A 9,620-nucleotide genomic window follows, 5' to 3' on the forward strand; every position below is an offset into this window, starting at 1 on the left:
CGACAGTCCGCTTTTGGAATGCTATTTGGCGTAAGCTGACATTCAATCGCGCTGCTGGGCATGATAGCAATGCGCCCAATTCCAGTCATAAACATGCAATTTTCAAATTTTTGAAAGCGGACATTCGGGCCAATGCGCATTCTGTCAAAACAGGGAATATTATCAGACGAGTTCTGTCAATGTGGAACTCTAATGCCGCCTAAAAACCGAACCGCCTTTATCCCCTTCCGTACGCGATCGGAATTACCCAATTAAGCCTTGGGTATATACCAGATGGGCGATGTATATGCCCGTTCCTGAGATTTCAATTTTACTGATTTAGGCATTTTGACTCTATATCGCACGGCGTCATAAGCGGGCCATGTCGGCGTCGGGATCTCTAGGACGCGAACATAGTAGAATGCATTGAGTTCGGCATCGAATACTGGGTCGGTCCAGACTGTGGTCAATTCAGGCGCACCTATCGTGTTGGCATAGGTAGCTGTTGCCAAATTTACCGTATCTCCGACCGAGGGTAATTTGCCGTTGACCAACTGGCGGGATTCAGAATCACTCCAGATGACTTCGAATATTTGTTCATGCAGCTTCCCGGATTTGTCGATCCAGCCCTTGACGACCTGCGCCCGATCAAGGTTCCCGCCATTTGGGTCCTTCAGCGCTGAAACAATGAAGCTTGGGGCTTTTCCCTTTTTGGATCTGAGATTTGCTCCCATCGGGACGCCGCGCGCATAACCGGCGGCCACCCAGTTTCGTGCAAGGTCGCTGACCTTAAAATCCCAGCCACCAAAAAATCGCACGGTCATGCGCGGGCCTGTTGTCGCATAAACCTCACGCCTTATCATGGCGTCAAAAATGGCTGCCCGTGTGTTGGCTTTAGCCCAGACACCAGCATAGCCTGACGCCAGATAGTGCCATCCGAAACGACCTTTGTTCGCCCCCATATCTTGCGGCGAGACAGCGCGCCCCGCTCGCGGCTCATTCCCGCTATGTTTACCGAAAAAATTGTCCTCGTCGCTGGTCGCCAGTGCCGTGTGGCTATCGGTTGATCCGATCAAACCAAATTTATACGGATTCACGCCGGTTTGTGCCTCGATTGCAAGCCCCCGTTTCAAGGCCTCCCTGACATATTCTCCAGCAAACATGTCATTGGTCTTGGGTTCCGACATATCGAGATTACCAAGTTCCCAATTGTCGATGCCAAAGCTTGCAAATTCATCATTTGGAGAGAGGAAAGGATGCGCTTCACTGTCCCCTTTTATCTGCGTAATCTCAACCAGCGGTTCACGCTTCGCTCTTCGGCGAGCGTCTTCAGCGGTCATTGGACCGCCGCCCGGCTTGGTCATTTCAAACATCAGACCGTTTGAAATATTGCTGTTGTGCGGAATTGCCAGAAGCTTGCCGCCAGTGATTTTTTCATAACTATCCATATAGTCCCACAACATCGCGGCGGACGTACCTGTCTGCGCCGAATAGGGAAGGACCTTATCCGCCTTTTCCTTGTTATCGCGGAACATCACGACCCGGTGGAGGTTGTTGCCTCCGGGCATCAACGAATATTCAAACCCGATAAATGCGGTGAATTTTCCTGGATTATTATACCGCTCAACCGTTTTTGTATGTGCTCGCCAGATGGATTGGGAATTTTTCTTTTGCTTTGCCGGGTCGGTGAGCGAAGCTGGTAAAGTCTTTTTCGATACCCGGTCGATCAGTTCTACGGTGGCCTTCATCGAGCCTTCCGGTCCTTCGTGCATTAGGTCGTGCCAACGGCGCAGCAAAGGGTCGCGAAGCAGGAATCTGGGCGCGTCATAAATGGTCTTGGTAACACCTAACCCTTCTGCATGATCGGCAATCACCAGAAAATCCAACGGACGATCAAGTTTTGCCGTGATACCGCCCGTAGAGGTCACCTCTTCTCCACTTGCAAAGCGCAGGGCGTCTTCTGATTCCAGCCGTGCTCCCAATCCAAAAGCATCGAGCGAATTTGCAGTATGGAGATGCGTATCGCCCCAAAGAACTTTTTCAGGATATTTGGTTTCAACAACCATTTCGTCACTTGATGATTGTGAAAATCCGGGGACCTGATCGCATCCTGACACAAGCGAAATGGCGAGTCCCAGTCTAGCAAATCTCAAAGCACTTGCCTTACCGCTCTGAAGCCTCATTTGATCCAATCCTTTCTCTGCACAGCGTTTCGGAGGTGGCCTGTCAGGTCATATTCTAGGTTTTGGCAAAAGCAGGTCGGGCAACATTCCAATTAATATTGGATCTAAGGTGAAACATATCGTCACTCTCACAGCCCAAGCGATTACTCTTGAAACACGAATGGCCCAGCATGTTGATTTCCCCGCTACAGCACCGACGCCACAGCAGGCGTTCCCCAAACTTCAAGTTGGTTTACTCGCTCCACTCGACGAGTAGTCGTCAAAGTAGCTATTTCGGCAAGGCCTGTCTCCGATAACAAGTCAGTCAATTCAGTTTTTTCACCAGCCGACTGATTTGAAATGGTATCCTGAACCTTCTGGAGCAACCACAAGCGATAGGGCATGACACTTACCTCTATGGTGACGCCACGCCATTCAAATAAAACCTGCCCGATTGTCCGCTCAGATTGTCGGTCTAGTCCACTTGTCATGGGCTCCAAAGACGGTCGTTCTGCCAACCAGCTGTTTGCAAATCCGACATAGGCCCGGACTTCTGGCAGATAATCCTCCGCTATAAACCGCATCAGGGCCTTTAGCGTATCAGGCACACCATCATCAGAAAATAGATCTGCTTCAGGCCATCCGTATTCGCCAGAGTCTAGGTCAGTGGAGTTCATCCGTTCAACCCAGCGCCACACTCTGTGGGCTCTTCGCTTCATAAGATGTGCCGGTACCGGGTCGCGCCCTAAATGAGCATAAAGAGATGCAATCAAGCCATAATCACCGATAGTCGGTCTTCCCCCGAGTAAATATGGAGAGCCTTCCAAATGGGCATCGAACAGATCAAGAAACTGTTCGTAGGCCGACTCAATTTGCGGGATCGAATCTGACGACACGCCGAAGCTTCTCATGGCCTTGCGCATGCGTTGAGCCGCAAACTGGAATATGGCTTTCTTCTCAGATAAGTCAGCGTTAACCGAAGCGAGACCACCGATGAAATCGTTGGCAATAAATGGCTGATTGGTGTCGTCAAAATTCCAACGATAGTGCATCGCTGGACGTAAAAGTCCTTCTCCACCAAACAGTTCAAAAAGGTGACCGATCAGCTGATGACGCGGTGTGACGGGCACAGTCGGCCAGCGCTCATTATAGTCTAACTCCAGTCTCTCAATAATCGCCGAACTATCCTGCAAAAATTCTCCATTCGGCAATTCAAGCACAGGGATGATCCAACGACCGATCTTGGGTACAATTTCATCGCGGAACCGCGAATCACCGGCAGCACGGTTTTCGAACTGAATGCCCTGCTTGATCAGGTAGCTCCTGACCTTGCCTGTATAGAGTGATCCTGGCGTCCCGTGTAATTTCAACATGGCGGTATGCTCCTGATGGCGAAAATCATGGTTGCAGTTCCGGATCTTGCGCCCGCCGCTGTTTCCAATTGATAAAACCAACGCCAAAGAAGCCGATCAACATAACAAGTAAGCCCAATATCAATCGAAGATCGGCGATTGCAATTGACGCACGAGTGATGAAAACTTCAGCATTGTCCACCGAGCCATATTTATGCACCCATCCCTGCTTCATAGAGGGCTCTAGGCTCATCTCGATCATGTCGCGCAGCGAGCGGTGACGGACGATAACGACCTGATCGACATTCCGGCCATAGTCACCAAGCATCAGGCCTGCGGTCTCGCTGATCAGAACCGGGTGCCCCGCGCGCTTGAGAAGCTGCGGCAGGATGATGCTGGCATATTTATTTTCTTCTTCGCGTGCCTTCTTACCCGGTGTGATCGTTTCCAGATTGATCGCGTAAAATTCCTTGCCATCATCGTTGCGGATCATCTCAGGCAGGTTTTTTCGAAGGCTGTTTTTCGGCTCTGGCGTTGTTGAATCGCCGTACATTGCCTCAACCCGTGCAAGCAGCAATTCACCCTCAGCCTTTGAAATCTGGTCACCATTGCCACCGTACCAGATCCAGAAACAGCCATAAATAATTACAAGTCCTGCGATCAATCCCAGTTTTGATTTTGACATATTATATTTCCCGATTTGCCAAAAATGGCAGAGAAAGGGTGCTTCAAAAGAAGTTCAACGGATCCCTTTTGAAGCAAATGTCCCCCCAGACATCACCCTTTCCCCATCCTCAGTTCCAGAACTGCAAATTAAAATTTGCCACGAAGCGTTAGCCCGTACATTCTGGGTTCCTGGGGAAATGTGGAACGAGATCCGGTTCGTAAAACAGTATTGAAGGTCACGGCTCGCGTTCTCTCGTTGGTCAAGTTGGTGACCCAAGCTTCCAATCCCCACCTGTCTTCCTGATCTCCGATACCAGCCCTAAGGTTGACTTTGATGTTACCGTCCTGATCGGCGAAAGGCAGCGGACTGCGCGCTGGCAATGCGGCCGGATCAATGGCCTGCGCCGATGTCCTTCGATCACTTTCCAGTCGCATCTGGCCATTGAAGAAATATTTCAGGTTCGCACCAATATCATTGGTATAGGTGGCCCCGGCTATTCCCACAATTTTCGGGGCATTGGTCAGTGGATTACCGCATAGCGCCACCACGCTGGGTGTTACCAAGGCGCCGGCACAATCATTTGGATAATTGGTATCGACATAGGTCAGTCCCAAATTCACAGTGAAATGATCATCCGGGCGAATAGTTGATTCAATTTCAACGCCTTGCGATTCCACTTTCGGGACATTGAATGTCCGGAATTGTGCTCCGGTAAATTCAAGCAACTGGTAGTTGGCGAATTCCTGATAGAAAGCGGCAACATTCAATGTCACGGCGTTATCGAGAAATTTTGCCTTCATCCCCACTTCGTATGAATCAACTTCTTCGGACGCAAAGCGCGGATCGGCACCACCGGCTGCCGCAGTAGAATCAAGGTTAAAACCTCCCGACTTATAGCCATGGGTAAAGCTGGCATAAACATTGATCGGAGCGGCAAATTCATAGGATAATTTGCCGGTATAGATCAGCTCGTTGTCCTTGAACGTTCCTGCAAACGACCGTGGCAATGGAAATACTGCAGACTGCGGCAAATCGGCTGGTGCGGTAAAGGCAAAACAACCTGTGCCGAATACGTTGTTGACCAATGCAGCTGGAACGCGGCCAGCACCGATTGCACCCAAAATTGCGGGACAAAGCCGATTATTGACCTCGGGTTGGGAGAATGAGCCATTTTTCGATTCATCCGAATAACGCAGACCAATGGTGACTTTGAGTCCATCAGCGACTTCGAGTGTGTTGTGGGTGAATATTGACCAGCTTTTGCTTTTCTGGGTGTACAGGTTCGTTGCAGTGGTTCCAGCTGGATCGACGCCGCCAGACAGAATTGTCAAAGGATTGGCGCCGAATGCCCCGCCTGTGGGAGCAAAGAAAAGCGCGCCGATAAGCTCGCCATAATCTTGCCCGAGCGAGAAGCTGACGGACTGACTGATATCCTCATCGGAATAAAAGCCACCGACGAGCCATTCCAGTTTTCCGTCGAACAAATCCCCCTGAACCCTGAGTTCATGTGTCATTGTATCGATATTGGTGACCTGGCGGTCATTGTTGAAAACGTCCAGACCGGAGAAATCGGAATCGTAAGATTCCAGGGCGTCAAATTCCCGATAGGAGCCGATGTAAATAAGGTCCGCAGCATCCCCAAGCGGGACCTCAACTTCCGCGGTTACGCCCCATTGATCGATATCGCCACGCGGGAGGATATTTGATGTAGCGATCAGATTGTCAGTTGCAATTTCGGCGGTTGTAACATCAAAAGGATTTACTGCTCTGACCGGAGCGGCCATGCCGCCCCGCGCGCCGAGGCCGACGGCTGCGAATAATCCATTTGTTTCAATCGGAGACGCCAAGACTTCTATTGCCGAACAACAATTGGCAGTGCTTTTCGAATAATCCGTGATCAACCGCCCTTTGACACCACCGCTGCTTTCAAAACCCAACTGGCCACGCACAAGATATTGATCGATCTCATTGGACTTGCCGAGTTCCATTCCGTCCCGGTTTACCACCGTCAGATAACCATCACGTTTTCGATAAGCCCCGGTCGCCCGAAACGCTAGCGTGTCCTTAACGAGTGGAACATTGACTGCACCCTGGATGCTCATCATGTCATAACTGCCATAACTTGCGTTCACAAAGCCGCCAAATTTGTCAAGATCGGGACGCTTATTGGTAATCGTGAGAGCGCCCGCCGATGTATTGCGGCCAAACAATGTTCCCTGCGGTCCGCGCAATACTTCCACCCGTTCGACATCGACAAATTCGGAAAGCGCGATTCCTGGCCGCGACTGATACGCACCGTCAATGAAGATACCTACCGCGGATTCAAATCCCGCATTATTGCCGCCGGTACCAAGCCCGCGAATGATCAAAGTGCTGGTGCTCGAGGCATTTTGCGCATTCTGGCTGTTAAAGCTTGGAGATACTTGCGTAATCTGAGCCACGTTGATGACGCCTTGCCTCTCAAGTTGAACCGGGCTCACAGCGGTAACGGCAATGGGAATGTCTTGCACATCTGCGGCACGTCGGGTGGCGGTGACAATGATGACATTGTTATCCACAGTCTCCGTCGCCTCATCCTGCGCAATAGCTGGTGTAGACAGGACAGTTGAACACATAGCCGCTGCGATTATTCTATTCGTATATGACATCCCTATTCTCCCATTTAGTCTTATTTTATGACGGATTGTTTCGTAATATTTCTGACCTTCCGCTTACTGAACATGGATATTTGTCTGTGAAATATACTCTTTCAGCCTCACCAGAGCGTCCGGTCTCATGGCATGTTCAAACAGGGAAAAATGCTGCTCGATTGTGTTCGCAATCGGGTCACCGCCCTGTTTGTCGGTGCCGCTTTCGCGCTGGAATTCCAGATCGTAGCGCAGGATGATCGTGACGTTTGTCGAAAGCGTAACGAGCCGTTCTTCCGGCCAATCCAACAAATCCGCATCGATCATCGCTTGGTAAAACGCACGGCCCTGCTCAATGCCGTCAGCGTAAATTTTGGGCAAACGCAGTTGGAGTTCGTCGGCATGCTCGCCAAAATCTGCCTGATCGCGATAGATGAAACCGTAATTCCGAAACTCTTCAACCAAGGTCGCCAGCATCTTCGCATATTGTTGCAGGACATCATCACTGCCGGTGGGCAGAATTGCCAACCGGCGATCAACAACCTCCAGAAACTCGGTCGTAATCTCGTCGAGCAAATCTCTTTTATTGTTGAAATAATACCAGACATTACCCTCGGATATCTCGATCTCCCTGGCGATCGCCAACGTCGAGACATTGCCATAGCGCCGTTCGTTAAACATTTTTTTGGCGGTCTTGACTATTTTGGTTCGGGTCTTTGAGGCCATGGATTTACCTTCTTGGGCATCTTGTTTTTGATCGATTAGAATTGCGAAGCCGGCATATAGATTTTGATGCCATCCAAATCGTTTGAAATTTCGATTTGGCAGGCCAGCCGGGAATTGGCTTGCTGGTCATCGTTTAAGTTGAGCATGTCCTGTTCCATTTCACCCTGCCTGTGGAGCAGGCATGGCCATTCCTTGGGGATGAAAACATGACAAGTGGCGCAGGCGCATTGGCCGCCGCAATCGGCATCAATTCCGGGTACGCTGTTGTTGATTGCCGCTTCCATCAGCGAGATTCCATTCTCCGCTTCGACGGGATGTTGCGTGCCATCATGTTCAACGAACACAATTTTCGTCATTGAGCTGCGCCCGAACCGGCATGAATAACTACGGGGACATTCTCAAATCCCATGACGAAGTTCGATGCAACCCTTTTGGGTTCCCCAACCATTTCGATATTGTTGAAACGTTTCATGATTTCTTCCCACAATATACGAATTTGCATTTCGGCGAGCCGGTTGCCCATGCAGCGGTGGATTCCAAAACCAAAAGAAACATGCTGACGCGCTCGAGAGCGGTCGATGATGAACTGGTCAGGGTTCTCGATAACCTCGTCATCGCGGTTGCCCGAAACGTACCACATGACCACCTTGTCACCCTTTCTGATCAACTTGCCGCCAAGTTGGATATCTTCCAGTGCGTTGCGCCGCATATGGCCAAGCGGGGACTGGAACCGGATTATCTCCGACACCATGTTGGGAATAAGAGAATGATCTGTGCGCAGCTTGTCATATTCCTCCGGGAACTGATTGAGCGCGACGACACCGCCTGAAATGGAATTGCGGGTGGTATCGTTGCCGGCCACGATCAGAAGCACGATCGTCCCCAGAAATTCCATCGGATCGTTGATCAAGTCCTTTGTATCGGGATTGTGTGCAAGCAGCGAAATGAAATCGAGCTGGGGTGGTTCACCGGCCCGTTTGTGCCAGAGCTTGACGAAATAGGTCATGCATTCGCCCAGCAGCTCCTTGCGTTTTTCTTCATCGATTCCGGTAATGCCCGCCTGTGCGGTGGTGGTAACGGCATCCGACCACATCGGAAGCAAATGGCGGTCTTCGAACGGAAAATCAAACAGGGTTGCGAGCATCTGGGTGGTTAGTTCCTTCGACACCAGCTCGACCCAATTGAACGGCTCGCCAATTGGCAGACTGTCCAATATCGCACAAACGCGCGTGCGGATCAGCGCTTCGAGATTTGCCAGCTGTTTCGGCGCGACGGCGGGCTGAGCCGCGTTTCGATGCACATCATGCTTGGGTTGGTCCATTTGGATGAAGCTGCCTGTGGCTAAATCCGGAGGATTATCGCCAAGCGCTATGTCCCGGTTTGAGGAAAATATTTTGTGGTTAGTGTCGACCGCTACAATATCTTTGTATTTGGTGATCGACCAATAGGGACCGAACGGGCTTTCTGCACAATAGTGAACCGGGTCTTCGGTCCGCAACCTTTTGAAATATTCACCATGCTTGTTTGCAGCGAAAATATTGCCGTTGCTCATGTCAATCTTATCCAGGGGAAGTGTCCAGGGGTCTGCGACATCCGGAACGCCTGTCTCTTGGGCAGAGCTTGCCATATGATAATCCTCCCACGAATTAGGGTAAATACCCAATTTAGGGTAATAACCCAAATTATGGGCTTGTCAAATTTCCTTTCTGAGAAAGGACTAAGTCATTGATTAATAATATCCCTGATGGAAACCGGAAGGAATTCGCCAGGCTTGGTGGTTGAAACTGATTCGAACTCAAGTTCAAAATATCAGGCAAAAATCAATCAGATTTGCTTGAAACTTGAACCATCGCTCCGCGAAGACACCACTGATTTTCCAAGCAAGATGATCTAGCCTGGATGAAGGGCGATAACTCGACCCTGCCTCCCTAAATCGGGCAGTCCGCTTACGACCCATTTCGAGCCATCATGTTCTGTCCGATTTAGTGGCGGCTTTCAGGTAACAGAAGTTTCGCGCCAAACGACCGCTAATGGGGCGGTTGCCGTTACAAATTAGGATTGCAAATATTTGTTGTCAATTATTGACAACAATGTAAGCACTGTTAGC

7 protein-coding genes are annotated in these 9,620 nt (G+C 50.3%); all 7 read right to left on the bottom strand.

The features are described from left to right. Window positions 1-251: 251 nt before the first annotated feature. The 7 genes from WBM93_RS12045 to WBM93_RS12075 all read right to left on the bottom strand — a co-directional run bounded on the left by WBM93_RS12045 (window position 252) and on the right by WBM93_RS12075 (window position 9,140). The gene (locus WBM93_RS12045) at window positions 252-2,132 is read right to left on the bottom strand and encodes a DUF3604 domain-containing protein (protein ID WP_424432112.1); all 1,881 of its coding nucleotides are present in this window, start codon (window positions 2,130-2,132) and stop codon (window positions 252-254) included. A 215-nt stretch (window positions 2,133-2,347) separates the two neighbouring features. Continuing rightward, window positions 2,348-3,514, bottom strand: a complete 1,167-nt coding sequence (locus tag WBM93_RS12050) for a glutathione S-transferase family protein (RefSeq protein ID WP_424432113.1) — start codon at window positions 3,512-3,514, stop codon at window positions 2,348-2,350. A gap of 25 nt (window positions 3,515-3,539) precedes the next feature. Then, window positions 3,540-4,178 carry a hypothetical protein gene (locus WBM93_RS12055; RefSeq protein ID WP_424432114.1) on the bottom strand — a complete coding sequence of 213 codons (639 nt, stop codon included), beginning with the start codon at window positions 4,176-4,178 and terminating at the stop codon, window positions 3,540-3,542. 128 nt (window positions 4,179-4,306) lie between these two features. Then, window positions 4,307-6,808: a TonB-dependent receptor gene (locus WBM93_RS12060; RefSeq protein WP_424432115.1), complete on the bottom strand. Its 2,502-nt coding sequence runs from the start codon at window positions 6,806-6,808 to the stop codon at window positions 4,307-4,309. A 63-nt stretch (window positions 6,809-6,871) separates the two neighbouring features. Continuing rightward, entirely contained in the window at window positions 6,872-7,513 is a 642-nt protein-coding gene (locus tag WBM93_RS12065; protein WP_424432116.1) for a TetR/AcrR family transcriptional regulator, read from the bottom strand. Window positions 7,514-7,548: 35 nt separating this feature from the next. Next, window positions 7,549-7,869 carry a 2Fe-2S iron-sulfur cluster-binding protein gene (locus WBM93_RS12070; RefSeq protein ID WP_424432117.1) on the bottom strand — a complete coding sequence of 107 codons (321 nt, stop codon included), beginning with the start codon at window positions 7,867-7,869 and terminating at the stop codon, window positions 7,549-7,551. Then, window positions 7,866-9,140 carry a cytochrome P450 gene (locus WBM93_RS12075; protein ID WP_424432118.1) on the bottom strand — a complete coding sequence of 425 codons (1,275 nt, stop codon included), beginning with the start codon at window positions 9,138-9,140 and terminating at the stop codon, window positions 7,866-7,868. Before WBM93_RS12075 ends, WBM93_RS12070 begins: the two co-directional genes overlap by 4 nt. Window positions 9,141-9,620: the final 480 nt, after the last annotated feature.

Source organism: Parasphingorhabdus sp., assembly GCF_049667325.1.
Classification (GTDB): Bacteria; Pseudomonadota; Alphaproteobacteria; order Sphingomonadales; family Sphingomonadaceae; genus Parasphingorhabdus.

Coding starts and splice junctions, on each gene's coding strand:
- WBM93_RS12060 (WP_424432115.1), bottom strand. CDS start 6,808: ATGTCATATACGAATAGAATAATCGCAGCGGCTATGTGTTCAACTGTC.
- WBM93_RS12065 (WP_424432116.1), bottom strand. CDS start 7,513: ATGGCCTCAAAGACCCGAACCAAAATAGTCAAGACCGCCAAAAAAATG.
- WBM93_RS12055 (WP_424432114.1), bottom strand. CDS start 4,178: ATGTCAAAATCAAAACTGGGATTGATCGCAGGACTTGTAATTATTTAT.
- WBM93_RS12050 (WP_424432113.1), bottom strand. CDS start 3,514: ATGTTGAAATTACACGGGACGCCAGGATCACTCTATACAGGCAAGGTC.
- WBM93_RS12070 (WP_424432117.1), bottom strand. CDS start 7,869: ATGACGAAAATTGTGTTCGTTGAACATGATGGCACGCAACATCCCGTC.
- WBM93_RS12075 (WP_424432118.1), bottom strand. CDS start 9,140: ATGGCAAGCTCTGCCCAAGAGACAGGCGTTCCGGATGTCGCAGACCCC.